The organism is Paraburkholderia sp. 22099, from assembly GCF_052045835.1.
In the GTDB taxonomy this organism is placed as follows: Bacteria; Pseudomonadota; Gammaproteobacteria; order Burkholderiales; family Burkholderiaceae; genus Paraburkholderia; species Paraburkholderia terricola.
Genome location: NZ_JBQEPU010000019.1, coordinates 68897 through 92396 on the forward strand (window position 1 = coordinate 68897; position 23500 = coordinate 92396).

Genomic DNA, 23500 nt, shown 5'->3' on the forward strand with positions numbered 1-23500 from the left:
GACCCGAGCTCATCCGGCAGTGCCCGTGACCTGTGAGCCAGCCCCGTTGCCGTCGACGTTCATCAACGCACGGACATGCGCCATCGTGCCGGTCGCGAGACCCTCCAGACTATAGCCGCCTTCCAGAATCGAAACGATGCGTCCTTCGCATGTCGCATCGGCTATATGCATTAGCTCGTCGGTGATCCAGCCGAAATCACTGTCTTCGAGATTCAGGCCGGCGAGCGGATCCAGGCGATGCGCGTCGAAGCCCGCGGAAATGATGATGAATTGGGGGTTGAACCGGCGTACGGCGGGCAACATGTCCGACGCAATCCGCGCGCGGAACAGCGTCGAATTACAACCGCCGGGCAACGGAATATTCACGATGTTGTGATTCACGCCCGTCTCGGATGCGGCGCCCGTACCGGGATACAAAGGCGACTGGTGGCTGGAGGCATAAAACAATTCCGGGCGATGGAAAAAAGCCGCTTGCGTGCCGTTACCGTGATGAACATCGAAGTCGACGACCGCGACGCGCTCCAGCTTGTGTACTTCGCAAGCGTAAGCCGCGGCGATCGCAGCCTGATTGAAGATACAAAAACCCATTGCCCTCGCCGGCTCGGCATGATGACCGCATGGACGCGTCGCGCAGAACGCGTTGCGCGCCTCCCTGTTCATTACCGCATCGACGCCGGCACACGCCGCGCCAACGCAGCGCATGACGGCTTCCCAGGAACCTGGCGACATCACCGTGTCGCCGGCATCGAGCGGCACATAACCTCGCTGCGGGGCAATCTGCTCGACCTCGTCGACGAACGCCGGGTCGTGGATCAATTGCACCTGCTCGAGTGTGCCCAGCGGCGCCTCGCGCCATTCCAGCGCCGCGAATTCCGGCGACCGCAATGCGCGCAGCACGGCCTTCAGACGTTCCGGCGACTCCGGATGACCGGAACCTGGGCGATGATCCAGACACGCTGCATGGGAAAAAACAAGGGTAGTCGTCATTTAGATTGATGCCTCACCGGCCCATCTCTTCTCATTGCAAGAAGCAAGCATAGGGCCGTCTGCAGCTTGACGACAATTAGACATTCCGTGGGAGATCATAGCCATTCGCTTATGGATAGCCAGCCTCGCGCGTAATCGGTTCTTCCCCTTTCCCCCGCCCGATCAGACGGCGTTCGCCAACATCGACTGCCGACAGTCCGCCGTGGCGCATCGGCACGCATACTGCGCTCTAATGTCTTCGTCGGGCGGATCGTCGGTTTCCAGCAGGTATTCAATAAACAGTTCCTCGCCCGCCTCGATCGGACGAAGCGTGTGAATGAAAATGCGGCAGGCGTCTTCGACGGTCTCGCAGTTAGGCGCGCACGCGTGGTTCAGCCAGCGGGCGCTGTTGCCGCCGCGGCTACCATCGATCACGCGCCCATCCGACAAGCCAAAAAGAAACGTGTGTCCGGCCACGCCTTCACGTTGGTGCCGGCGCACGGCTTTGCGCCAGCTGATTAACTCGCCTTTGTATTCGAGCACCCGCTCGCCCGCCGAAAGCGGCCGCATGGCGAATACGCCCTTCCCATGAACCGAAGATCGCCGGACGATCACGCGCCGCATAGCCTTCCCCTAAGTGGTGTTTGTGCCAGAGTATATGAGAGGCAATTTTCCGCTTCCAGTGGTTCTTGATGCGCGCGGCACGCACGGGTACAAGCTTCGCGGCAACGCCAGGCAAAAAAACCCGGCTTACGCCGGGCAAAAGTTCGCGCTCTCGCGCGCGAATGACGAAACGCCTTGCTTATTGGCGGAGTATTGGCAGAGCCGACATCTAGCCCGCGGGAGAACGCTCCTTCCGCTGACCGCCATCGCGCCGGCGAACAAGCCAGGACGGCAACATCGATTCCAGCGAATCGCTGCGATCCACGAAGTAGTGTTTCAACGCCATCAATACGTGTCCGCAGACCAGAATGGCGATCGCATACGCGAGAAAGATATGCACCTGTTTGAAGACGGGTGCAAGCGCGGGCGTCTTATCCATCAAGGGCGGCAAGAAGAACAGGCCGGCCACCGGAATCTTGAACCCCGCCGCCGAACTCCAGAGCCATCCCGACAATGGCAGTGCAAGCATGCATAAGTAGAGCAGCAGGTGCCCAACACGCGCTGCGGCGCGCTCCAGCGACGGCACGCCGCATGACGCCGCAGGCGCGCCGTGCATGAGCCGCCACGGAATCCGGGCCGCCAGCAGAAACAGCGTGATCGTCGCAATCGACTTGTGCAGCATGATGCTGTCAGTCTGAATCTTCTGCGGAAGACTCAGCGTGCTGGAGTAGTACCCCGCGATCCATGCGCAGATGATTGCTACCGCCATCGTCCAGTGGAGGATCTTTGCGATGGGCGTGTATTGTCTCCTTTCCATTTCAGCTCCTTTATGGGTTCGTCCAGCCGAATCGCTCAATTCGACGATGCGGGCACTGCCGGCGCTGCCTTCTGAGGGGCGGACTTGCGTTCCGCATTCAAAAGGTTCTCGGGATACTGATCGGGCGCTGCCTGCGGCCCATAGCCGTTGCGCTGAAGGTTCTGCAATTCGGCATTTCTCACCTGACGCGCCTGTTTTCTCTCGGCCTTGCGTTGTGCCTCGCGTTGTGCCTTGAGCGCCTGCCTCTGTGCCTTGCTGTCGGCCTTGCTCGCGGAAGCCGGCATCATGTCCGGCCGCGACGGCATGGGGGCGCTCGCCCCCATGCCCTGTGCTTGCGCGACGAGCGGCATCGCCGATATGAGCAACCCCGCGACCCATTGTCGTGAACATCTATGCACGATGATCTCCTCTTTGAAATCCATGTTGTTGGTTTGGGCAAACTGCGAAATTCCACGCCCGCAACGACTTAAACCTCGACACACGTCACCCGCTGCACACCGAGACCATCGATGCCGGCTTCAAGGACATCGCCGGAGCGCAAGTAGCGCCCATGGTGGGTGCCCAGGCCGGCTGGCGTACCGGTGCAGATCAGGTCGCCCGGCTCGAGCCGCGTGAAGCTGGAAAGATAGGCAATCTGCTCGCCGATACTGAAGATCATGTCGCTGGCTGCGCCCTCCTGCATCGATGATCCGTTCAGGCGAAGCCATAACCCGAGCTGTTGCGCATCGGCGATATGCCATGCCGGCACCATCCACGGTCCGGCGGGAAGCCAGCCCGGCCGCGCCTTCGACTGCAGCCAGTCCGCGCCCAATGCGGGTGCGTCCCGACGAAATATCCGCTCACGCAACGTGATGTCATTGACGACGCAATAGCCGGCGACGCAGGCGAGCGCATCTTCGGCGCGGACATGTACCGCGCTTTTGCCGATCACGACGCCAATTTCCACTTCCCAGTCGAGCGTCGTGAGGTCGCGCGAAACAGGCAGCAAGTCGTTCGGTCCCGCAACGCAGGCGGGGCCTTTCAGGCAGATGTAGGGAGCGCCTTCCCGCCGCCGCGTTTCGATGGAATCCAGCAGCGCGGCGCGGCGTGCGGCGGCGCCGGGACCATCCGGTCCGTCGTCCGCATCGAGAGCGGCTTGCAGTAGTTGGCTGCGGTAATTGCCGATCGTGCAATAGACCTGCCGCGGCGCGACCGGAGCGTGCATGCGAAAGCTCGACAGCGGCGCACCGCGTGTTTCGATTGCATCAGCCGTCGCGGGATCGTCGGAGATCCGCTTTAGCAAAGCCGCGTTGGCATCCCACTCACGCAGGAATGTCTCGATGCAGTGCGCCCCGCGCAAACCCACCCGCGCCCAATAGGCCAGCGCAAGCGCATGCGTTTCGGTCGACAACGCTGGAAACGGCGGGCAATCCGCGAATGAAACGTTGACAAGTACTGGGAGCATGGCGGTAATCGTGTTGGTGATGGCGAGCGTGTGTCTTTCGAACGCGAGTTCATGCGTCGCCGTTGCGCGCGATGACTCCGCCAATGCCGTCCGCAGCCGGCTGCGTTCGTGCCGCTTCGTCCCGGCGCTTGCGCGGCGCGGTTTCGATGAGGAAGAACGCAACCACGGCTCCGGTTGCGAGACTGTAAAGCGCGAAATCGAGCGTGCGTGCAAGGCCGAAATGCTGGGCGATGAAACCTGCGATGACCGGCGCAACGCCGCCGCCAAACGTCTCGCCTACGCCCGACACGAAGCCGATCGTCGACGCAATGAGTCCGACCGGCGCGGCCTCCGTCGCGATCGGGCCACTGAGCAGGCTCAACAGACCCATCGAGAACATCGCGACACCGAAGAGCAGAATGAACAGCATCGTCGGATTGGGACCCGTGCGCGAAAACAGATACAGAAGAACGGCCGCGCAGACGAACCCGATCAAGGCAGCCGGGCGGCGACCGATGAAGTCCGAGAGCCCGGCAAGCGCGAAACACCCGATAAAGCCGCCGAATCCCACTGCGGACGCAACGAATCCCATGCTTCGCATGTCGAGATGCACAACGGAAACCAGGTACATCGGCACCATCGCGCCGATCACGAATATCCCGCTCATGGCGCAAAGAATGGCGACGGTCGCGACGGCGACGTTGCGGCTTGCAAACAATTCAGTCCAGCGCGGCCGATCGACCGGTTGCCGCGACGCATGGACCGTGGGCGCATCGCGGTCACGCACGCAGCGCCAGATCAGCGCTGCCACGATAAAGCCGGGCACGGCCGACAGCGTGAACACCCAATGCCAGTTCGGGACGATTTCAAGCAATTGCGTGGCGGCGATAGGTGCGAAGCCGAGGCCCATCAAAGGAATCATGCTGATCTGTATGCCCTGATTCAGCCCGCGGCGCGCCGGCAGCGACGCCTCGCTATTCGCGGCGATGCTCGCCGGCGTGAATGCGCCCTCGGCGACGCCCATCGCGGCTCGCAACAGCAGCAAACTGATAAAGCCGCTCGCCAAGCCGGAAAGACTCGACAGTACCGAGAAGGCGATCATCGTCGTCACGAGAATCTTCTTGCGGCCGATGCGGTCGGCAAGCGGCCCCATGGCGATCGACCAAAGGCCCCACGCGACGCCGAGTATCCCCACGAGGCTGCCCAGTTGCGAGTAGTTCAGCCCCAGGTCGCGCATGATGTGCGGAAACAGCGGAGCGAGCAGCCAGCGATCGAAGCCGACCAGTCCAAACCCAATGCCGAGAAGCGCAAGTGTCCCGCGTTCATAGCGAACGTCGTGCCTAGGGGCGTTCATTGTGGTGTCTCCTTTGTATTGCGTTTATTGAGTCGCCGGTCCTGTCTGCGCAGGTCGGGAAACTGAAGCTGAATTCGATGCTGCGTGCTGCTAGCGGTTTGCGAACGTCGGCGTGGCGCGCCGGGTGGGCGGCGGAAAGACGCTCCATCGACCGTCGCCGTGCTGGAAGAAAAATATCGTCACGCGGTTCTCCGACTGCGGCGACACGACCTGGACACATCGATTCGGTCCCAGTTTCGCCGGCCTGACGCGGCTCACCTCCAATGACGAAATGGCTGTTCGCCCAAACCACTTTTCGACATGGAACCGCAAGGATTTCTCTTCAAACATGGCTTCCCCTCCTGCCCCCGCATAGCCGGCCAATGGCGAATGGACTTCGGCACGGACCACTGCGGTTACCCGACGCGCCCGCTTCATCTAGTGCGCTAACGTTAGCACAATGATAAAGGGCGTTTTTCCACGCGTCAAATAAATCTGGCTATGCAAATGAGCTCGCGTTAGCATTTGCAACCGCGAACTTCAGAGGCAAACGCGGCGATCAGTGGCGCACGGCTCGGTCCATTGCGAGCTTCACCGTTGTGCTATCGTTACAAAAAAAGCGCCTTGAACGGATAACTCAAATGGTCACCATCAAAGACATCGCCGCGCGTCTACAGGTCTCCCCATCCACGGTAGGACGGGCGCTTGCCGACGACCCACGCATCAGCGCAGCCACCAAACAGAAAGTGACTCAAGTCGCGGATGAAATGGGTTACGTGGCCAATCTCGCTGCACGCATGATGCGAGGCGTCTCGAGCAATCTCGTGGGCCTGGTTCTGCCGGACATCAGGAACGGTTTCTACGCGACCATCGCCCATGCGCTGTCGAAATGCTTGCAGGCAGCCGGCTATCAACTGGCCTTGTCGGAAACGGACGACGACCGGATGGTCGAGTTGCAGAGCGTCCGTGAACTGGCGAGCGCGAATGTCGCGGGCATCATCATCGTGCCGACCGCGAAGCCCCATCGCGAAACGATCCGCTTGATCAAATTGTCCCCGCACGTGCAACTGTTGCGCAGGCATGCGGCGATCGGGGATCAGTGGTTCGGAATTGACGATACAGAGGCGATCTTCGAGGCGACCAGTCACCTCGTGCAGCTCGGCCATCGCCGGATCGGCTATATCGGCGGCACAGACGATCTGCCTACGGGTTCCGCGCGCCTCAAGGGTTATCACAAGGCACTGAGCGGCGTTGCAGCGGGCGAGCCCGCCCTTGTGCAACTGGGCGCGCCGAGCGAGGTCGACTTCGGTGCTAACGCAACCCGCCGGCTCCTGTCGTTGTCCAAGCCGCCGACGGCAATCGTGGCCGGTTCGGTCCAGATGACCCAAGGCATCCTGGAAGAATTGCTGGCTCAGGGCGTGCGAGTTCCGGACGACCTGTCGGTCGTTGGCTTCGGCGACGAACTCGGCTTCCGGTGGTGGGGACCGGGATTGACCACCGTGGGACTTCCCGTACACGATCTCGCCACCGCGTGCGGGCTGTGGTTCGTGCATCACGTCCGGCAGAATTCCGCTACCGCTTCACCCTACACATCGATCTCGCCAGCGACACTCATCGTGCGGGGCAGCACGCGCAAACCGGGCTCGCCGACCAAGACATCGGTACGCGCTTCGCCGCGCGGCGCCACGGCTTGACGGATGCGAACACGGTTGTGCCTAACGATGATCGTCGGCAATCCGCTCGACGAACTCAGGCACAAGCGTAAACAGATCACCCACCAGACCATAATCGGCGACGCTGAAAATCGGCGCTTCCGGGTCCTTGTTGATCGCGACGATCACCTTGCTGTCCTTCATGCCCGCCAGATGCTGGATCGCACCCGAAATCCCGACCGCGATGTACAACTGCGGCGCGACGATCTTGCCGGTCTGCCCGACCTGGTAGTCGTTCGGCACGAAGCCCGCATCGACCGCCGCGCGCGAGGCGCCCAGCGCCGCGTTCAGCCTGTCGGCCAGCGGCTCGAGCACCTTCGTGTAGTTCTCGCCATTGCCCAGACCGCGGCCGCCCGAGACGATGATCTTCGCCGAGGTCAGTTCGGGGCGGTCCAGCTTCGTCAGTTCACGGCTCACGAACTGCGAGATGCCCTGGTCCGCGGCGGCTTCGATCTTTTCCACCGCTGCATTGCCGCCTTCGGCCGCGACCGCATCGAAACCGGTCGTGCGCACGGTGATGACCTTGATTGCGTCCTGCGACTGCACCGTGGCGATCGCGTTGCCCGCATAGATCGGGCGCTCGAACGTGTCGGCCGAATCCACCGCGGTGATGTCGCTGATCTGCGCGACGTCCAGCTTCGCGGCGATACGCGGCGTGATGTTCTTGCCGTAAGGCGTGGCCGGCGCGAGGATGTGCGTGTAGTCCTTCGCGATGTCGAGCACCGTCGCCTCGACGTTTTCCGCGAGGCCCGCTTCCAGTTGCGGCGCGTCGGCCAGCAATACCTTCGATACACCCGCGATCTTCGCGGCCTCGTCCGCCGCGGCCTGCGCGTTGGAGCCCGCCACCAGCACGTGAATGTCGCCACCGATCTTCTGCGCCGCTGCGATCGTGTTCAGCGTCGCCGGCTTGATCGATGCGTTGTCGTGTTCTGCCAATACGAGATTCGTCATTTGCCCTGTCTCCGCGTTTTACTTAAAGCACCTTGGCTTCGTTCTTCAGCTTCTCGACCAGCGTCTTCACATCCGCCACCTTCACGCCAGCGGAGCGCTTCGGCGGCTCGGCGACTTTCAGCGTCTTCAGGCGCGGCGTGACGTCAACACCGAGGTCCTCGGGCTTGAGCGTTTCCAGCGGCTTCTTCTTCGCCTTCATGATGTTCGGCAGCGTCACGTAGCGCGGCTCGTTCAGGCGCAGATCGGTCGTGACCACGGCGGGAAGCTTGAGCGACAGCGTCTCGGCACCGCCGTCCACTTCGCGCGACACGGTGGCCCTGCCGTCGGCCACGACAACCTTCGACGCAAACGTCGCTTGCGGCAGGTTCGCGAGCGCGGCGAGCATCTGGCCGGTCTGGTTCGAATCATCGTCGATGGCCTGTTTGCCGAGAATGACCAGTTGCGGCTGCTCCCGGTCGACCAGCGCCTTCAGCAGCTTGGCGACCGCCAGCGGCTGCAGTTCCTCGTTCGATTCGATCAGCACGGCGCGGTCCGCGCCGATCGCGAGCGCGGTGCGCAGCGTTTCCTGCGACTGCGTGACGCCGCACGACACCGCGATCACCTCGGTCGCCACGCCCGCTTCCTTCAGACGCACCGCCTCTTCCACCGCGATTTCGTCGAACGGATTCATCGACATTTTCACGTTCGCGATGTCGACGCCCGTGCCGTCCGACTTCACCCGGACTTTCACGTTGTAATCGACCACTCTCTTCACAGCAACAATGATCTTCAAAATGTCTTTCCCTTGGCGTTAAGGATAGGGATAAAAACCCTTCCCACTCTTTCGTCCGAGATAGCCGGCGTCCACCATTTCCTTGAGCAAAGGCGCCGGGCGATACTTCGGATCGTTGAAGTCGCGGTACAACACGTTCATGATCGCGAGCGTCGTATCGAGTCCGATGAGATCCGCCAGCGCCAGCGGTCCAATCGGATGATTCGCGCCTAGCTTCATACCCTCGTCGATCTCTTCGGCGCTCGCGTGCCCCTCGTGCAGTACGAAAATCGCTTCATTGATCATCGGTATCAGAATGCGATTGACCACGAAGCCCGGAGAATTCCTCACAGAAATCGCGGTCTTGCCGATACGCTTTGCGAGGTCGACGGTGGCGTCGAAGGTGGCATCGCTAGTTTGAATCCCGCGAATGACTTCGACGAGCGCCATCAACGGAACGGGATTGAAAAAGTGCATTCCCGTCAAGCGGCTCGGGTCATCGAGCATCGCACCGAGCTTCGTGACGGATACCGACGACGTATTGGTTGCGATGATCGCACTCGGCCGCACGATCGCATCCAGCTTCTTCAAGATCCCCTCTTTGATCTGAATATTTTCCGTCGCTGCTTCGATCACGAAGTCGCGGTCGGCAAGGTCAGTCAACAAAGTACTTCCCTTGATTCGTTCCAGCGCCGCCGCTGCCTCCGCCGGCATTGTTTTGCCCTTCGATACCATCCTGTCAAGATTCGCCGCGATACCTTCGATGCTGCGTTTCAGCGCGTGTTCATCGAGATCCGTGACGATCACGTCGAGGCCCGCTATCGCACAGACCAGCGCAATGCCTCTTCCCATTTGCCCCGCGCCGACGATTCCAATTGTTTGCATGTCGCTCTTCACTCACATGTTCGGATAGTTCGGCCCACCGCCGCCTTCCGGCGTGACCCACACGATGTTCTGCGTCGGGTCCTTGATGTCGCAGGTCTTGCAGTGCACGCAGTTCTGCGCGTTGATCACGAGGCGCTCGCCGCCGTCGTCGGTCTTCACGAATTCATAGACCGCGGCCGGACAGTAGCGCGCTTCGGGACCGGCATAGGTCTGCAGGTTCACGTTCACCGGCACGGTGGGGTCTTTCAGCGTCAGATGCGCCGGCTGGTTCTCTTCGTGATTGGTGTTCGAGATGAACACCGACGAGAGCCGGTCGAACGTCAGCTTGCCGTCCGGTTTCGGATACGTGATCGGCGTGCATTGCGACGCGGGCTTGAGCATCTCGTGATCGGCGTGCTGGTGATGCAGCGTCCACGGCACGTTGCCGCCGAACAGCTTCTGCTCGATGCCGACCATCAGCGTGCCGAGGTACAGGCCCTTGCTCATCCACTGCTTGAAGTTGCGCGCGCGATGCAGTTCGGTGTGCAGCCACGATGTGCGGAACGACTCCGGGTAGGCCGTGAGTTCATCGTTCCGACGGCCGGCCTGCACCGCATCGAACGCCGCCTCGGCGGCCAGCATGCCGGTCTTGATCGCCGCGTGACTGCCCTTGATGCGCGAGGCGTTCAGGAAGCCCGCATCGTCACCGACGAGCGCGCCGCCGGGGAACACCAGCTTCGGCAGCGACATCAGCCCGCCCGCGGTGATCGCCCGCGCGCCATACGAGACGCGCTTGCCGCTTTCCAGAAACCCGCGGATCGCCGGATGCGTCTTGTAGCGCTGGAATTCCTCGAATGGCGACAGATACGGGTTCGTATAGCCGAGGCCGACCACAAAGCCCACCACCACCTGGTTGTTATCCATGTGATAGAGAAACGAGCCGCCATAGGTATCGGTGTTCAGCGGCCAGCCGGCGGTGTGCATCACCAGACCCGGCTTGTGTTTCGACGGCTCGATTTCCCACAGTTCCTTGATGCCGATGCCGTAGACCTGCGGATCGACGCCGTCGCGCAGCCTGAATTTCTCGTCCAGTTGACGGCCGAGATGCCCGCGCGCGCCTTCGCAGAAGAGCGTGTATTTCGCATGCAGCTCCATGCCGAGCTGGAAGTTCTCGGTGGGCTGGCCGTCCTTGCCGATGCCGAGATTGCCGGTCGCGACGCCCTTGACCGAGCCGTCGTCGTGGTAAAGGATCTCGGCAGCCGGAAAGCCCGGAAAGATCTCGACGCCCGCCGCTTCGGCCATGGCGCCCAGCCAGCGCGTGACGTTCGCGAGGCTGACCACGTAGTTGCCGTGGTTCCTGAAGTTATCCGGCAGCGCCCAGCCCGGCACGCTCTTCGAGCCGGTTTCGGTGAGGAACAGGAAGCGGTCCTCGGTCACGTCCACCGTGAGCGGCGCGCCTTGTTCCTTCCAGTCGGGAATCAGTTCGGTGATCGCGCGCGGGTCCATCACCGCGCCCGAGAGGATGTGCGCCCCGATCTCCGAGCCTTTCTCCAGCACGCACACGCCAAGCTCGACGCCTTTCGCAGCCGCCAGCCGCTTCAGGCGGATCGCCGCCGACAGGCCGGCCGGGCCGCCGCCGACGATCACGACGTCGTATTCCATCGACTCGCGCGGGCCGCCGATTTCCGGGAGATTCATTTATCAATGTTCCAGGCTGGTTGCGCCGCTGCTGTACCAGGTAGCGGAATGCCCCCGCGACTACAGAAGCTTTGTGCGGCGTAAATCATCGATCTGCGCTTCGCCCATCTCGAGCCAGTCGCGAAGCACGTCGCCGGTGTGCTGCCCCAATGTCGGCGGGGATCGCAGGTACTGCACGGGCGATTCCGACAGGCGAATGGGATTCGCGACCAGCGCCACCTGCTTCGCCAACGGATGCGGCATTTCAATGCGCACGTTGCGAGCTTGCACGTGAGGGTCCGAGAACACCGCTTCGAGATCGTTGATCGGGCCGCACGGCACGCCCGCCGCTTCCATCACCGCAATCCATTCCTTCGTCGGACGGCGCAACGTCGCGGAGCGGATCATCGCGACGAGTTCGTCCCTGCTCTTCACCCGCTGCGGATTGGTGGAGAAACGTTCGTCGCTGCTCCATTCCGGTTTGCCCAATACAGCGCACAGACTCGCGAACTGACTGTCGTTGCCGACCGCGAGGATCATGTAGCCGTCGGCCGTCGGAAACTCCTGGTACGGGACGATGTTCGGATGGGCGTTGCCGATACGTCGAGGTATCACGCCGCCGACGAGGTAATTCGCCGCCTGATTCGCGAGACAGGCGATCTGCACATCCAGCAGCGCAAGGTCGATGTGCTGTCCCTCGCCGGAGCGCTCGCGCCGGGCGAGTGCGGCGAGAATCGCCACGGTCGCATACAGTCCCGTCATGACGTCCGTCACCGCGACGCCGACCTTCATCGGCCCTTCGCCTTCGGTGCCGTCCGCGCGCCCGGTGAGGCTCATGAGCCCGCCCATGCCCTGAATCAGAAAGTCATAACCGGCGCGCGCGGCATAAGGTCCGGTCTGGCCGAATCCCGTGATCGAGCAGTAGATCAAGCGAGGATTCAGTTGCTTGAGACTCGCGTAATCCAGACCGTATTGACCGAGGCCACCGACCTTGAAGTTCTCGATCAGCACATCCGCCTTGCCGGCCAGTTCCTTCACGAGACGCTGTCCCTCCGGCTGGCTCAGATCGATTGTGATGGACCGCTTGTTGCGATTCGCGCACAGGTAATAAGCGGACTCGCCCGTCGACTCATCGTCGGCATCGTTCAGCCACGGCGGTCCCCACGCGCGCGTATCGTCACCCTTGCCCGGCCGTTCGACCTTGACTACGTCGGCACCGAGGTCGGCCAGCAGTTGACTCGACCAGGGGCCGGCCAGCACGCGCGAAAGATCGAGCACGCGCAGACCCGCGAGCGCGCCTTGTTGATTAGTCTCGTTCATAAGCGATCAAAAAGCTGCAATGCCGGTGATGGCGCGACCGAGGATCAACGCATGAATATCGTGCGTGCCTTCATAGGTGTTGACCACTTCCAGATTGACGAGATGACGTGCTATGCCGAACTCGTCGCTGATGCCATTGCCTCCGAGCATGTCGCGCGCGACGCGGGCGATGTCGAGTGCCTTGCCGCATGAGTTGCGCTTCATGATGGACGTGATCTCGACTGCCGCGGTGCCTTCGTCCTTCATGCGGCCGAGGCGCAAACACCCCTGCAAACCCAGCGTGATTTCCGTCTGCATGTCGGCGAGTTTTTTCTGCACCAACTGGTTCGCCGCGAGCGGCCTGCCGAACTGCTTGCGATCGAGAACATACTGACGCGCACGATGCCAGCAGTCTTCGGCCGCACCCAACGCGCCCCATGCAATACCGTAACGTGCGCTGTTCAGGCAAGTGAACGGCCCCTTGAGACCCCGCACTTCGGGAAACGCGTTCTCTTCCGGGCAGAACACTTCATCCATCACGATCTCGCCTGTGATCGACGCGCGCAGACCGACCTTGCCGTGAATAGCCGGCGCCGACAGTCCTTTCCAGCCTTTCTCGAGCACGAAGCCGCGGATCGCGCCTTCGTCGTCTTTCGCCCAGACGACGAACACATCGGCAATCGGGCTGTTCGTGATCCACATCTTGCTGCCCGTCAGCGAATATCCGCCGTCGATCTTTTTCGCGCGAGTCATCATGCTGCCGGGATCGGAGCCATGATTCGGCTCGGTCAGGCCGAAGCAGCCGATCCATTCGCCTCTCGCGAGTTTCGGCAGATATTTCTGGCGCGTCGCTTCATTGCCGAACTCGTTGATCGGCACCATGACGAGCGACGATTGCACGCTCATCATCGAGCGGTAGCCGGAATCGACGCGCTCCACTTCCCGCGCGACCAATCCGTAGCAGACATAGTTGAGACCGGCGCCGCCGTATGTTTCGGGGATCGTCGCGCCGAGCAATCCAAGCTCGCCCATCTCGCGAAAGATGGCCGGGTCGGTGGACTCGTGACGAAAAGCTTCGAGCACGCGCGGTGCGAGCCGCTCCTGGCAATACGCGTACGCCGATTCCCGCACGAGGCGCTCCTCTTCCGCCAACTGCTGGTCGAGCAGCAACGGATCATCCCATTGAAACGACGGCTTGTGCTTCGAACTCATTTCATACTCGCTAGAGAAACTGTCATGCCGCGAATTTATCGGCACATGCGCGTCACGACAAACGATTTGTTCGCACTGACCTGTGCGAAAATCGCACAGGTCATCGACAATACCGGCGAGTCACGAGCATGCGCAGAAAGATCCCTTCGACAGCAGCGCTATCCGCATTCGAAACGGCCGCGCGCCACCAAAGCTTTACGAAGGCCGCGGACGAACTCGCGGTCACGCAAAGCGCGATTTGTCGGCAGATTGGTTCGCTGGAAGATTTTCTCGGCGTGAAGCTTTTTCGCCGCGATCGCCGCGGCGTGAGCCTGACCGAGGCCGGACAGATCTACAGCAAAAAAGTGGCGTCGCGTCTGAATGAAGTGGAACAGGACACGCTCGAACTCATGGCCAAGGGCGGCCACGGCGGCACGCTCGAACTCGCCGTGGTGCCCACGTTCGCGACAAAGTGGCTGCTCCCCCGATTGCCGCTTTTTATCGCGGAGCAACCGGATATCACCGTCAATCTCACGACACGGACTCGTCCGTTTCTCTTCGACGACACCGGATTCGACGCGGCAATTCACGCGGGCGCCGCGATCTGGCCGGGATCGGAAGGGCTCTTTCTGATGCGCGAAAGTCTGATCGCCGTGTGCAGCCCAACGCTGATCGCGCCGCGCACACGCTTGACGGCGTCGGACTGGCGGCGTTACCCGCTTTTACAGCAGAGCACGCGTCCGTACGCATGGCGTGACTGGTTCGCATCGCGCGGCATGCAGGTGGAAGGCGATATGTCGGGGCCGAAGCTGGAATTGTTTTCCATGCTCGCGGAAGCGGCGATTCATGGTATCGGCATCGCGCTGATCCCGCGCCTGCTCATCGAGGACGAACTGGAACGCGGCGTTCTGATCCAGGTGGCTAAGCACGAGTACTCGAGTGGCCGCTCCTATCACCTGATCTACCCCGAGCGCAAAGCCGGCGATTCGGCCCTGGTAGTGTTCGGAGCATGGATTGCCGACCAGGCGAAGCAATATCGGCGAACCATGGGGCTCGACTGAAGTTCGGGCGATCGAGTCCCGTATCTGTCGCACGGATGGGTCGCGCGAGCGGCGACAGCCATCCGTTCGCGACGATGGTCAGAACTTGACGCGCAGTCCCGCACTCGTGAGGAATTGCCGGTTCGTCGACGAAGGGCCGCCACTTCCGCCAATGAACGCACCGCTGAAAATCGTCCCCGCCGCACCCGTGACATGCTGATATTCGGCCATCAGGTAAACGTCGGTGCGTTTTGAAAGCGAATACGAAGTCATCAGATTGAACTGGTTCCAGCGCGGCTTCGCATGCAGGGACGCGTTGGAATACGAACCGTCCGTGAAGGTGTACGAGGCCGCGACCACCCATGCCGGATTGATCAGATAGCGGATATTGGCTTCAAAGTTGTCGAAGCCAAGATCCGTGGGCGACCTGGTGGCGGCGGGCGCCAGCGTGCTGCCGCGGTACACGGCCGTCGTATTGTCGTAATGCGAGTGACTCCACACCAGCCCCAGCGTTGCCGGGCCAATCACATAAGCGCCGCCGACGCCCCATACCTGCTGTCGCGCCGCATGGAACGTGGCGTCACCAGACGTAGACGAACCGTCGAGCGCGCCCGCCGCTCCGTCCCCCGGATTGTCGATGCGCATGTATGCCGCGCTTACCGTGAATGGACCGTGGTTGTAAGTCGCGCCGGCACTGAACGCACGATTGTCGGCGAAATCGCCCGCCTTGTTCGAGAACGCGTACAGGCCGCCGAATTTCAGACCGTGGATGTCCGGACTCGCAAATTTGACGGCGTTATCGAGCCGGAAGAAATCGCCGAAGTTGTCGTTGTCCATCGGGTGCATGAATTCGAGCCCGCCCACGAAGCTCTGCGCGACACTACGTGGCGCAAGATAGTCCACCACCGAATCATACTGACGGCCCAGCGTGAGCGCGCCATACGAACTGGACATGCCGACCCACGCTTGTCGGCCAAACAGGCGCCCGCCCTGCTGGAGACCACCGTTGGTTCCCGTAAAGCCGTTTTCCAGTTTGAAGATCGCTTGCAGGCCGCCGCCCAGATCCTCGCTCCCGGTCAGCCCCCATCGATTGCCGACGATGTTTCCCTGAGATGCAAAAACGTTGCTGTGACCCGCACCGCTCGCCGTGCGCTGATTGCTGACGTACGACACGCCATTGTCGATCAGCCCATAGAGCGTGACCGAACTCTGCGCATGTGCGGCCGCACCTATGCAGCCGCAAATCGCGGGTACAAGAAGCCTCTTCATTCGTTGTCTCCTGCCAGTCGTGATATTTAGGTTTTTCTGCGGGTGCTGCATTTTTCAAAGGCGTGGCACCGAACGCCATGCAGGCGTCGCCTGATTCTGAACAGGTCTTTTATTGGCGCACACGTCGACGCCTTCGCCCTTTGGTCGTACCAGCGATCGCTGTCGGCTCATTGAAAGATCGAGCGGGCCATCGAGTCGGCTTGCGATCTGTGCCTCTGTAGCGCGAACGTTAGCATCGACGGATTGAGTCTAGTTGCCGCTTTCCGGCATGTCAATCCGGTATTTGACTCCATGAATCAAGGGTTTTTACTGAATTTTCGTGCCTTAGGCTACGCCACCCAGGCGAACCACGGCTTGGCACTGCATGATTGCTATGCTAACGTTAGTGCAATCAGGCAAGGTTCGCGGGGTCCCGCGAACCACGCGGTCATTCCGTTCACCATCAGGCCCAGTTCCATGATCGATACAGTCTTCCTCACCGACTATGCGTGGCCCGACGATAGCGTCGAGCGCGAGATCGTCGAATCCGCCGGCATGCGGCTAGTCAGCGGACCGGCCGCTCCCTTGCCCGCGTCCGGCATCGAAGCGCTGGCCCGCGAGCATCTGCCTTCCGCGATCCTGACGTGCTGGGCGCCGGTGTCGGTCGAAACCATCGCGGCTTCCTCACGGCTGAAGATCGTTGCAAGGCTTGGCGTAGGGCTCGACAACATCGCCGTGGATGCGGCCACCGCCCGCGGCATTTTCGTCACGAACGTGCCGGACTATTGCGTCGACGAAGTCTCCGATCATGCGGTCGGCTTCGCGCTTGCATGGACCCGCGGGCTGGTGATTTTCGATCGTGAAGTGCATGCCGGGCGCTGGTCTCCCGCCGATGCCCGTCTTCGCCGCCTGGGCGCGCTTACTTGCGGGCTGGTCGGCTTCGGCCGCATAGCGCGCGCCACGGCGCGCAAGCTCGGCGCGTTCGGCTGCCGGCTGCTGACGCATGATCCTTTCCTGCGCGAGCCGGTGGCGGGCGTGCAAGCCGTGGCGCTCGACGAACTGCTCGCCAACAGCGACATCGTGATCGTGCATGCGCCGCTCACCGACGGCACGCGCCACCTCATCAACCGCGAGCGAATAGCGAAAATGCGCTGCGGCAGTCTGCTGATCAACGTGAGCCGCGGCGGCATCGTCGATACGGATGCCGTTATCGAAGCGCTGCAAAGCGGGCAACTGTCCGCCGCAGGGCTCGACGTGCTCGACTCCGAGCCGCGCGTTCCGGATGAACTGCTGCGCCAACGCGGCGCGATGTTGACGCCCCACGTCGCGTTTTCGTCAGACGCATCCTTGCTGGAACTTCGCAGACGAGCTACCGAAGAAGTCGTGCGGGTACTGCGCGGCGAAGCGCCGCGCAATCCATGCAATTCGCCGGCGGCCTGACCGCTTCAACCGTTTCATTTCAACCACTCGTGATGACGCAATTCAATAGCCCCGACCCGCAACTCGATGCGTTTCTCGTCGAACACGAACTCGCGCACAAGGACGAAGCGGCCGCCTGGCACCCGCTCACCGGCGGCGTTTCGTCCGACATATGGCGTGTCGATGTTGCCGCGGGCTCACTGTGCGTGAAGCGCGCGCTCTCCACGCTGAAGGTATCGGCAAGCTGGCAAGCGCCGGTGTCGCGCAACGCCGACGAATGGGCCTGGATGCAATTTGCCGCGCGGCATCGCCCCGACAACGTGCCGGTTCCGCTCGCGCACGACGCCAGGCTCGGGGTGTTCGCCATGTCGTTTCTCGCGCCGTCGGCGCATCCCGTGTGGAAGCAGCAACTGCTGCACGGGGAGGTCGAAGCGGACACGGCCCGCGCCGTCGGACGGCTGGTCGGGCATCTGCACGCAGTCAGCGCCGACGATGCGGAGCTGCGCGACAGGTTCGACACGCTCGACAATTTTCAGGCGCTGCGTCTCGATCCTTACCTGATCGCCACATCGCGGCATCATCCGAAACTCGAATCGAAGCTGCGCTATCTGGCCGGGCGCACCGCGAGCATACGCACGGCGCTCGTGCACGGCGACGTGAGTCCGAAGAACATTCTCGTGGGCCCCAGGGGGCCGGTATTGCTCGACGCCGAATGCGCGTGGTTCGGCGACCCGGCCTTCGACCTGGCGTTCTGCCTGAACCATCTGCTGCTCAAGTGCCTCGCCCGTCCCGATCGGCGGGAAGCGCTGATCGCTTCGTTCAAGGCGCTGACCGAAGCCTATTTCGACGAAGCGGACTGGGAACTGCGCGCGGCGCTCGAGGCGCGCACGGCCGAGTTGTTGCCCGCTTTGCTCCTCGCGCGCGTCGACGGCAAATCGCCGGTCGAGTATCTGACCGATGACGCGCAACGCGACCACGTCCGCGCGGTTGCCACCCGGCTGCTGCTGCAGCCGGTGGAATATCTCTATCAAGTGGCGCAAGCATGGCTGGAAGAGATCGAGTCGCGACAATCCTGAGAGGGTAGCGGAGAGCGTCGCTGCGTTGGCGACTCGTATGCGACTCGACGCGCAGGCGCCGCATCCGCCCTGCTAACGTTTGTCCTTTTCGCACGATCAAAAGCCTTGCCGAGCGTGCCGGTTTGAGCATTTAGCAAGAAAAACCGCCTTAAATTCCCTATTGACAATGCACCGCAGCGTTTGCCACAATTTGTGCGAACGTTAGCAAAAACAGGAGACATCGTGAAAGACGTCAACGCCGATCCCCTCCGGTTCGAGGCCCCGATCATGGGCGACGTGCCGCTAGCGCTTCGCCGCATCGTCACCGGCCACGACGCAAGCGGCGCATCGACAGTCGCACTCGATTCGCCGCCGCCGCGCTCCGACGCATACCGGCACATCCCCGGCATGGTCTCCCGTCTTGTCTGGGCAACGGAACCGGCGCAAGCCATTCCTTTCGACGGCACGGACCCCACCCCCGCTGTCGCCACGTTCGTCCCCGCAGCGGCGGGCACGCGCTTTCTCATCGTGACGTTTCCTCCGGATAGCGTGTTCCTTGCACCCGATTTCGACCCGCAGGCAGCGGCCGCTGAAAACCTCGCGATCAGCCCTGGGCTTGCGGAGCTTTTCGAGGAGGACGGCATGCACGCGACCCCGACCGTCGATTACGGCATCGTTCTCGACGGCGAAATCTGGCTCGAACTCGACGAGGGACGCGCGGAGCTGCTGCGCAAGCATGACGTCGTCGTGCAGAACGGAACCCGTCATGCATGGCGAAACAAAAGCGACCGTCCCGCGACGCTGGCCTTCGTTCTGATCGGAGCGCGCGGCAGCACGTGACCGCGGCTCGACGTTGCGAACGCTCCGCGCGCTGCAAGGACATGAATCGACCATACAAATCAACCGCACAAATCAACCACCAACGAGGTAGACATTCCTTATGACTGAATCAACGATCGCCCATGTACGCGGCCGACGCGTCTGGGACTCGCGCGGCCGTCCGACAGTGGAAGTCGAAGTCGCCTTGCACGGCGGCATGAGCGGTCGCGCGATCGCGCCCGCGGGCGCTTCGACCGGCAGCGGAGAAGCGCTCGACTTGCGCGACGGCGGCGCCGCCTTCGGCGGCCTCGACGTATCCAACGCGCTGTCGAAGGTCAACGGCGAGATCGCGAGCGCGCTAGAAGGCGCCGATGCCCGCGATCAGGCCGCTATCGACGCCCGCCTGGTCACCCTGGATGGCACGCCCAATCGCAGCCGTCTGGGCGGCAATGCGATCGTCGCCACTTCAATGGCGGTCCTGCACGCCGCCGCTGCCGCCAGCACGCAGCCGCTATGGCGCTATCTCGCCGGAGAACGCGCGGTGCGCCTGCCGTTGCCGGAGATCCAGATATTCGGAGGCGGCGCACACGCGGCGCGCCGCGTCGACGTGCAGGACTTCATGATCATGTGCCCCGCCGCGCGCAGCTTCACCGAGGCGCTGGAGTGGACGGCGGAGGTGTACCGCGCCGCCGGCTCGTTGATGAAGCAGGCGGGCAAGCTTCAGGGCGTGGCGGACGAAGGCGGCTACTGGCCGGCCTTCGACTGCAACGAAGACGCCCTCGACACGCTGGTGCGCGCCATCGCCGACACGGGCCTGCAAGCCGGCAAGCAGGTCGGCATCTCGCTCGATATCGCCGCGTCCGAATTCGGCCGCAACGGAACGTACACGCTGGCGCTCGACGGCCGCACGCTCGACACCGCGCAAATGATCGACATGCTGGGGCGCTGGCTGGATACCTACCCGATCCTGTCGATCGAAGATCCGCTCGCCGAAGACGACGTCGAAGGCTTCCGGCTCTTCACGAAAGCCTACGGCTCGCGTTGCCAGATCATCGGCGACGACTTTCTCGTCACCAACGCGGACCGGGTCAGAACCGCCGCAACGGACGGCGCGCTCAATGCCGTGCTCATCAAGCCGAATCAGGCGGGCACCGTCACCGAGGCCTACGAGGCGCTGCAAGCAGGCAAGACAGCCGGATTCGGCACGATCGTGTCGGCGCGATCCGGCGAAACGGAAGACGTCACCATTGCGCATTTGGCGGTCGGCTGGGACGCGGGTCAACTCAAGGTCGGTTCATTCTCGCGGTCGGAACGCATGGCCAAGTGGAACGAGGTATTGCGAATCGAGGAAGCGCTGGGACGGCAGGCGCAATTCAGCGGATGGTCCGCGCTGCCCTTCATTCATCGCGCGATGTGAATCGTCGTACCGTCGCCGAAAGCTCGCCATCAACAATCGAGAGGTCATCATGCTGCCTGCTGTCAATCACCGGCCGCCGTTCAATATCACGCGCGCCAGCCATATCGTATTGAACGTTGCCGACCTGGCGAAAAGCCGGGACTTCTATGTCGACATCGTCGGCCTCGTCGTGACGGAGCAAACCGCCGACACGTGCTATCTGCGCGGCCTGTCCGAAGCCTGCCACCATAGTCTGGTGCTCGTGCAGGCCGACAGCAACGCACCCATCTGCAAGCGGATCGGCTTTCGCGTTTTCCTCGAAGAAGACCTGGATCTTGCCTATCAGTTCTTCAAGGAAGAAGGGCTTCCCGCCGAATGGGCCGAAGTCGCGCATCAAGGCAGAACCTTGCATGTCTCCGATCCGTTCGGCACGAAGATCGAATTGTGCGCGCAGATGGAAACGCGTCCCCGTCTCTATCTCGAGCGCAACCTGTTCAAGGGCGCACACGCGCAGCGCATCGATCATTTCCAGATCTTCTCGCCGAACACCTACGAATCGTGTGCGTTCTATAGCAGGCTCGGCTTTCGCAACTCCGAGTATCTCGCGCACGGCGAGCGGCTGCTCGGCGCCTTCATGTATCGCAAAGGCACGTGCCTCGATCTGGCTATCGTCGAGAACGACGGACCCTGCATGCATCACTTCGCGTACATCGTGCCCGAATCGCACGACATCTTCACCGCGTGCGACCTCGCGGGCATCTACGGCCACGCGCATGAAGTGGAGCGCGGACCGGGCCGCCACGGCCCCGGCGGCATGCTGTTCGTCTATCTGCGCGACCCGGATGGTCACCGCGTCGAACTGTGCGACGGTCATTACCAGACCATCGACATCGAAATCGAGCCGGTCCGCTGGGATGCCGCTTCGCTAAGCACCAGCGTGCGCTGGGGTCTGCCGGCGGAGCACCGCTGGTACTTCGAGGCCTCGCGGTTCGAAGGAGCCGAACTGATCGAAACAGCCAACAAGCCGCGTCCCACGACGCTCGAAACCTACATTCAGAACCGGCTTGCAAAAAGCTGATAGCGCAAGGAATAACCACTATGGCACGCGTCAAATACCTTCAGCGTTCGGACCTCGCAGGCGTCGACGACGCCCTCTTCGACCGGCTCGAACAGGAGCGGAAAGTACCCACGGCGAACATCTTCTGCGCGCTCGCGCACGCACCGCGGATTCTCGATCAGTTCCTTTCCTACGCGAACGCGATCCGCGCGTCGTCGATCAGCCCGAAGTTGCGCGAACTCGCGATTCTGACCGTCGGACACTGCACCGGCTCCCAATACGAAATCGCGCATCACCAGTCGCATGGGCTGAAGGCGGGCATCAGTGCCGGGCAACTGAACGCGATCCCCGACTTCGAAACCTCGCCCCTGTTCACCGAGGAAGAACGTGCGGTGATGGCGGTCGCGAAAGAGTCGACGCTGAAGGTCGACGTCAGCGACAAGACCTGGAACCGGATCGTGCCGTTCCTGAACGATCAGCAACGCGTCGAGCTCGCATTGAACATCGCCTGGTACAACTCCGGCGTGCGCATCATGGGCGCACTCGCGATCGAACTCGAGGAGAGCTATCGCTGATAGAAAGCCCGGCCCGGATCGACAAACAGACCGGCTGCACCGAACCGGCCGCTGTCCAAAGCAATGCGTGGTACTTCCGCACGGAATGGCGGATACCGCGGAAGTCTTCACAGAGAAAGAGGAACGTATGGAACGAACGATGGTTGCAGCGCGGCTGCATGCTCTTCACACTCCGATGACGCTCGATACCATTCCGGTGCCGAAACCGAGACCCACCGATGTTCTCGTGCGAGTCAAGGCATGCGGAATCGTGCCGAACATGGGCAACGTCATCAATAACTGGCCGAGCTGGTTTCCGCATCAGCCGCTGCCGAAGTTTCCCGCTATCTTCGGTCTGGACCCTGCCGGGGTCGTCGAAGAGGTCGGCGAAGCGGTGCTCAACGTCAAGCCGGGCGATCGCGTCTATGTGAGCCCGTTGCGTTCATGCGGATCGTGCAAGGCATGCCGCGCCGGCCGGCGCAGCGAATGCCGGTACTACACGTTGAACGGCTACTTCAGCACGAGCCGCGACGGTCAACGCATTTTCGATCTTTACCCGTATGGCGGCTTCAGCGAATACATGACCGCGCCCGAATATGCGATCGTCAACCTCCCCGATAACATGAGCTTCGAGCAGGCCGGCCGGTTCGGCTATCTGGGCACCTCGTACGGTGCGCTGAAAAACGCCGCCGCGGGTCCGGGCCAGGTCGCCCTCATAGACGGCATCACGGGCACGCTCGGCGTGGCCGCAACGGTGCTGGGCCTCGCCATGGGCTTGTCGCGCATTCTCGGCACGGGCCGTGGCGCAGCGCTGCTCGAACGTGTGAAGGCGCTCGCGCCGGAGCGCATCGAGGTGACGCAGCTCGGCGAAGGCTCGACGGGCGAATGGGCCAGGTCGCTGACGGGCGGTGAAGGCGTGGACTTCGTGATCAGTGCGCTCGGCGCCAAGGCGCCCGCGGCCACCATGCTCGATTCCATGAAGGGCGTTCGGCGCGGCGGCAGGGTGGTGAATGTGGGCGGCGTGGCCGACGACCTGCCGATCGACGTGAAGTGGCTGATGGACGAGCAGGTGCAGATCATCGGATCGAACTGGTTCACGACCGCACAGGGTCAGGAAATGGCCGACATGGTGAGCACCGGCGCAATCGACCTGTCGTATCTCGAACATCGTCGGTTCCCGCTCGAACGCGTCAACGAGGCGATCTCCGGTCTGAAGGATCGCGACGGCGGCTTCAGCAACTATGTCGTCCTTCCCTGACTAGCTTCACTGCGTGACCGGAAGTGCGACTGCGCCCGCGGTCGCACACCGGCTCGCGCAAGTTTCG

Annotated in this window: 22 protein-coding genes; 9 read left to right on the forward strand and 13 right to left on the reverse strand. The window is 62.2% G+C overall.

The window, feature by feature from the left end; genetic code table 11:
• Window positions 1–9: 9 nt before the first annotated feature.
• From ACTJLC_RS19055 to ACTJLC_RS19080, 6 genes are all read right to left on the reverse strand, one after another.
• Window positions 10–987: a histone deacetylase family protein gene (locus ACTJLC_RS19055; RefSeq protein WP_073427495.1), complete on the reverse strand. Its 978-nt coding sequence runs from the start codon at window positions 985–987 to the stop codon at window positions 10–12.
• Between the two features lie 162 nt (window positions 988–1149).
• Window positions 1150–1590: an SET domain-containing protein gene (locus ACTJLC_RS19060; protein WP_073427494.1), complete on the reverse strand. Its 441-nt coding sequence runs from the start codon at window positions 1588–1590 to the stop codon at window positions 1150–1152.
• A gap of 208 nt (window positions 1591–1798) precedes the next feature.
• Window positions 1799–2386 carry a cytochrome b gene (locus tag ACTJLC_RS19065; RefSeq protein WP_073427493.1) on the reverse strand — a complete coding sequence of 196 codons (588 nt, stop codon included), beginning with the start codon at window positions 2384–2386 and terminating at the stop codon, window positions 1799–1801.
• Window positions 2387–2421: 35 nt separating this feature from the next.
• Entirely contained in the window at window positions 2422–2808 is a 387-nt protein-coding gene (locus ACTJLC_RS19070) for a hypothetical protein (RefSeq protein ID WP_440844868.1), read from the reverse strand.
• 44 nt (window positions 2809–2852) lie between these two features.
• Window positions 2853–3830 carry a fumarylacetoacetate hydrolase family protein gene (locus ACTJLC_RS19075; protein ID WP_073427686.1) on the reverse strand — a complete coding sequence of 326 codons (978 nt, stop codon included), beginning with the start codon at window positions 3828–3830 and terminating at the stop codon, window positions 2853–2855.
• Between the two features lie 49 nt (window positions 3831–3879).
• A complete protein-coding gene (locus tag ACTJLC_RS19080) occupies window positions 3880–5163 on the reverse strand; it encodes an MFS transporter (protein ID WP_073427492.1) in 1284 nt (427 codons plus the stop codon).
• A 620-nt stretch (window positions 5164–5783) separates the two neighbouring features.
• On the opposite strand from ACTJLC_RS19080, the gene ACTJLC_RS19085 reads away from it, so the two are divergent.
• Complete coding sequence (locus ACTJLC_RS19085) at window positions 5784–6836, forward strand: LacI family DNA-binding transcriptional regulator (protein ID WP_073427490.1); 1053 nt, start codon at window positions 5784–5786, stop codon at window positions 6834–6836.
• Between the two features lie 21 nt (window positions 6837–6857).
• On the opposite strand, the gene ACTJLC_RS19090 is transcribed toward ACTJLC_RS19085, so the two are convergent.
• From ACTJLC_RS19090 to ACTJLC_RS19115, 6 genes are read right to left on the reverse strand one after another with little or no spacing between them, the layout of a single operon-like run.
• A complete protein-coding gene (locus ACTJLC_RS19090; RefSeq protein WP_176035716.1) occupies window positions 6858–7805 on the reverse strand; it encodes an electron transfer flavoprotein subunit alpha/FixB family protein in 948 nt (315 codons plus the stop codon).
• 22 nt (window positions 7806–7827) lie between these two features.
• Entirely contained in the window at window positions 7828–8577 is a 750-nt protein-coding gene (locus ACTJLC_RS19095) for an electron transfer flavoprotein subunit beta/FixA family protein (protein WP_073427488.1), read from the reverse strand.
• A gap of 18 nt (window positions 8578–8595) precedes the next feature.
• Window positions 8596–9441, reverse strand: a complete 846-nt coding sequence (locus ACTJLC_RS19100; protein WP_073427685.1) for a 3-hydroxybutyryl-CoA dehydrogenase — start codon at window positions 9439–9441, stop codon at window positions 8596–8598.
• Window positions 9442–9453: 12 nt separating this feature from the next.
• Window positions 9454–11118 (reverse strand): electron transfer flavoprotein-ubiquinone oxidoreductase, encoded by a 1665-nt coding sequence (locus ACTJLC_RS19105; RefSeq protein ID WP_440844872.1) that lies wholly within the window; start codon window positions 11116–11118, stop codon window positions 9454–9456.
• A 60-nt stretch (window positions 11119–11178) separates the two neighbouring features.
• Window positions 11179–12417: a CaiB/BaiF CoA transferase family protein gene (locus ACTJLC_RS19110; RefSeq protein WP_073431458.1), complete on the reverse strand. Its 1239-nt coding sequence runs from the start codon at window positions 12415–12417 to the stop codon at window positions 11179–11181.
• A 6-nt stretch (window positions 12418–12423) separates the two neighbouring features.
• The gene (locus tag ACTJLC_RS19115) at window positions 12424–13608 is read right to left on the reverse strand and encodes an acyl-CoA dehydrogenase (RefSeq protein WP_310129276.1); all 1185 of its coding nucleotides are present in this window, start codon (window positions 13606–13608) and stop codon (window positions 12424–12426) included.
• 128 nt (window positions 13609–13736) lie between these two features.
• Between ACTJLC_RS19115 and ACTJLC_RS19120 the strand changes: the two genes are divergently transcribed.
• A complete protein-coding gene (locus ACTJLC_RS19120; RefSeq protein WP_073431456.1) occupies window positions 13737–14648 on the forward strand; it encodes a LysR family transcriptional regulator in 912 nt (303 codons plus the stop codon).
• Window positions 14649–14726: 78 nt separating this feature from the next.
• Here ACTJLC_RS19120 and ACTJLC_RS19125 read toward each other — a convergent pair whose 3' ends face one another.
• Complete coding sequence (locus tag ACTJLC_RS19125; RefSeq protein WP_073431455.1) at window positions 14727–15896, reverse strand: porin; 1170 nt, start codon at window positions 15894–15896, stop codon at window positions 14727–14729.
• 456 nt (window positions 15897–16352) lie between these two features.
• Between ACTJLC_RS19125 and ACTJLC_RS19130 the strand changes: the two genes are divergently transcribed.
• The 7 genes from ACTJLC_RS19130 to ACTJLC_RS19160 all read left to right on the forward strand — a co-directional run bounded on the left by ACTJLC_RS19130 (window position 16353) and on the right by ACTJLC_RS19160 (window position 23433).
• The gene (locus ACTJLC_RS19130) at window positions 16353–17315 is read left to right on the forward strand and encodes a C-terminal binding protein (protein ID WP_440844875.1); all 963 of its coding nucleotides are present in this window, start codon (window positions 16353–16355) and stop codon (window positions 17313–17315) included.
• 32 nt (window positions 17316–17347) lie between these two features.
• The gene (locus ACTJLC_RS19135) at window positions 17348–18370 is read left to right on the forward strand and encodes an aminoglycoside phosphotransferase family protein (RefSeq protein WP_176035723.1); all 1023 of its coding nucleotides are present in this window, start codon (window positions 17348–17350) and stop codon (window positions 18368–18370) included.
• A gap of 267 nt (window positions 18371–18637) precedes the next feature.
• Entirely contained in the window at window positions 18638–19189 is a 552-nt protein-coding gene (locus ACTJLC_RS19140; RefSeq protein ID WP_073431469.1) for a cupin domain-containing protein, read from the forward strand.
• Between the two features lie 100 nt (window positions 19190–19289).
• Complete coding sequence (gene eno, locus ACTJLC_RS19145) at window positions 19290–20585, forward strand: phosphopyruvate hydratase (RefSeq protein WP_073431453.1); 1296 nt, start codon at window positions 19290–19292, stop codon at window positions 20583–20585.
• A gap of 49 nt (window positions 20586–20634) precedes the next feature.
• Window positions 20635–21642: a VOC family protein gene (locus tag ACTJLC_RS19150; protein WP_073431452.1), complete on the forward strand. Its 1008-nt coding sequence runs from the start codon at window positions 20635–20637 to the stop codon at window positions 21640–21642.
• A gap of 20 nt (window positions 21643–21662) precedes the next feature.
• Window positions 21663–22196, forward strand: coding sequence for a carboxymuconolactone decarboxylase family protein (locus ACTJLC_RS19155; RefSeq protein WP_073431451.1), 534 nt, complete (start codon window positions 21663–21665; stop codon window positions 22194–22196).
• Between the two features lie 127 nt (window positions 22197–22323).
• Window positions 22324–23433 (forward strand): alcohol dehydrogenase catalytic domain-containing protein, encoded by a 1110-nt coding sequence (locus tag ACTJLC_RS19160; protein WP_440844879.1) that lies wholly within the window; start codon window positions 22324–22326, stop codon window positions 23431–23433.
• The last annotated feature ends 67 nt before the right edge of the window (window positions 23434–23500 follow it).

Bases quoted from the DNA above. Each gene is read 5' to 3' on its own strand.
- ACTJLC_RS19075 (WP_073427686.1), bottom strand. From the start codon at position 3,830: ATGCTCCCAGTACTTGTCAACGTTTCATTCGCGGATTGCCCGCCGTTT.
- ACTJLC_RS19125 (WP_073431455.1), bottom strand. From the start codon at position 15,896: ATGAAGAGGCTTCTTGTACCCGCGATTTGCGGCTGCATAGGTGCGGCC.
- ACTJLC_RS19065 (WP_073427493.1), bottom strand. From the start codon at position 2,386: ATGGAAAGGAGACAATACACGCCCATCGCAAAGATCCTCCACTGGACG.
- eno (WP_073431453.1), top strand. From the start codon at position 19,290: ATGACTGAATCAACGATCGCCCATGTACGCGGCCGACGCGTCTGGGAC.
- ACTJLC_RS19135 (WP_176035723.1), top strand. From the start codon at position 17,348: ATGACGCAATTCAATAGCCCCGACCCGCAACTCGATGCGTTTCTCGTC.
- ACTJLC_RS19060 (WP_073427494.1), bottom strand. From the start codon at position 1,590: ATGCGGCGCGTGATCGTCCGGCGATCTTCGGTTCATGGGAAGGGCGTA.
- ACTJLC_RS19105 (WP_440844872.1), bottom strand. From the start codon at position 11,118: ATGAATCTCCCGGAAATCGGCGGCCCGCGCGAGTCGATGGAATACGAC.
- ACTJLC_RS19130 (WP_440844875.1), top strand. From the start codon at position 16,353: ATGATCGATACAGTCTTCCTCACCGACTATGCGTGGCCCGACGATAGC.
- ACTJLC_RS19085 (WP_073427490.1), top strand. From the start codon at position 5,784: ATGGTCACCATCAAAGACATCGCCGCGCGTCTACAGGTCTCCCCATCC.
- ACTJLC_RS19120 (WP_073431456.1), top strand. From the start codon at position 13,737: ATGCGCAGAAAGATCCCTTCGACAGCAGCGCTATCCGCATTCGAAACG.
- ACTJLC_RS19055 (WP_073427495.1), bottom strand. From the start codon at position 987: ATGACGACTACCCTTGTTTTTTCCCATGCAGCGTGTCTGGATCATCGC.
- ACTJLC_RS19090 (WP_176035716.1), bottom strand. From the start codon at position 7,805: ATGACGAATCTCGTATTGGCAGAACACGACAACGCATCGATCAAGCCG.
- ACTJLC_RS19070 (WP_440844868.1), bottom strand. From the start codon at position 2,808: ATGGATTTCAAAGAGGAGATCATCGTGCATAGATGTTCACGACAATGG.
- ACTJLC_RS19115 (WP_310129276.1), bottom strand. From the start codon at position 13,608: ATGAGTTCGAAGCACAAGCCGTCGTTTCAATGGGATGATCCGTTGCTG.
- ACTJLC_RS19155 (WP_073431451.1), top strand. From the start codon at position 21,663: ATGGCACGCGTCAAATACCTTCAGCGTTCGGACCTCGCAGGCGTCGAC.
- ACTJLC_RS19080 (WP_073427492.1), bottom strand. From the start codon at position 5,163: ATGAACGCCCCTAGGCACGACGTTCGCTATGAACGCGGGACACTTGCG.
- ACTJLC_RS19100 (WP_073427685.1), bottom strand. From the start codon at position 9,441: ATGCAAACAATTGGAATCGTCGGCGCGGGGCAAATGGGAAGAGGCATT.
- ACTJLC_RS19140 (WP_073431469.1), top strand. From the start codon at position 18,638: ATGGGCGACGTGCCGCTAGCGCTTCGCCGCATCGTCACCGGCCACGAC.
- ACTJLC_RS19110 (WP_073431458.1), bottom strand. From the start codon at position 12,417: ATGAACGAGACTAATCAACAAGGCGCGCTCGCGGGTCTGCGCGTGCTC.
- ACTJLC_RS19150 (WP_073431452.1), top strand. From the start codon at position 20,635: ATGCTGCCTGCTGTCAATCACCGGCCGCCGTTCAATATCACGCGCGCC.
- ACTJLC_RS19160 (WP_440844879.1), top strand. From the start codon at position 22,324: ATGGAACGAACGATGGTTGCAGCGCGGCTGCATGCTCTTCACACTCCG.